Source organism: Collinsella sp. LCP19S3_B11 (assembly GCF_052121915.1).
Classification (GTDB): domain Bacteria; phylum Actinomycetota; class Coriobacteriia; order Coriobacteriales; family Coriobacteriaceae; genus Collinsella.
In genome coordinates, this window is sequence record NZ_JBQKDI010000049.1 from 1 (window position 1) to 888 (window position 888).

Consider the following 888-nt stretch of genomic DNA (forward strand, 5'->3'; position numbering starts at 1 on the left):
CGCCCGGTCCCGTTCCGAACCCGGAAGCTAAGCCCCATCGCGCCGAGAGTACTGCGGGGCCAGCCCGTGGGAGGCCAGGGCGCCGCTGACCGGTGGACGGCACCGAGCCGTACGCTTGGACTGAGAAGGGGGAGGCCTCGCGGCCTCCCCCTTTTTCGTTTGGGCGTTGTAAACCTAAAGCCTCTACGGCTTAATTGTCTTTTCTATTTGAAGAAAATAAAACGAATGACCAGCGCGATTGCCGCGATGGCAATGATCAAGAGCGCGATTTGGAGCCGGTGCTGTTTGCGTCGCCTGCTAGACGATATAAATATCGATTTTCCTTGCTTCGGCGTCTCTAAATAGCGGGCAGAATGCGTTAGGGTCTGTTTAGGGCGAGGCTCTCTTCGTTGTTGCTTGGCGGGTGTTTGGGCCTGCTCCTGGTTGCATGCGCTGTTTTTGGATAAGGGGGCATCTTTGAGATACGCCGATTCGCTCGGGGCGACGCCCATGTGTTTGCGACGTGATTGAGATTCTTCAAGGGTTTGATAACGATTGCGAGTTACATATTCAGGCTCTGTATCGTCAATAGGCTCTTGGGAAATATGGGGACGATGGTAGCGTATGGTCTGCGGATAGGTTGATTTATCGTTCTGCATCTGATCATACGAATTGTCGGAGGTTTGATCGTCCATGATGCCCTTAGGTTGTCATTAATATTGTGTATACGCTCATTGTAAGCCCCAGCTTTGTTTAGCTAGGGCACATTTGGTATTTAAGACACGGTTCAAAGAAGCTCCTTGATTATCAACTTTATCCGAACACCTCCCACATTCATCCGCACATGTGCGGATGAATGTGGGAACCCGATACCCTGAGGGCCGGATCGGCCGGCCCCGGGAGATCGGA

Annotated in this window: 1 protein-coding gene and 1 rRNA gene; one reads left to right on the plus strand and one right to left on the minus strand. The window is 52.9% G+C overall.

All coding sequences use genetic code 11. The annotated features are described in order from the left end of the window. Positions 1-91 (plus strand): 5S ribosomal RNA (gene rrf / locus ACTQV4_RS10305); the annotation flags it as partial. Positions 92-203: 112 nt separating this feature from the next. On the opposite strand, the gene ACTQV4_RS10310 is transcribed toward rrf, so the two are convergent. Next, on the minus strand, positions 204-674 hold the full coding sequence (locus tag ACTQV4_RS10310; protein ID WP_441546542.1) for a hypothetical protein: 471 nt from the start codon (positions 672-674) through the stop codon (positions 204-206). Between the last annotated feature and the right edge of the window lie 214 nt (positions 675-888).

Excerpts from the sequence above, each read along its gene's own strand:
- ACTQV4_RS10310 (WP_441546542.1), bottom strand. The coding sequence starts at position 674 with ATGGACGATCAAACCTCCGACAATTCGTATGATCAGATGCAGAACGAT.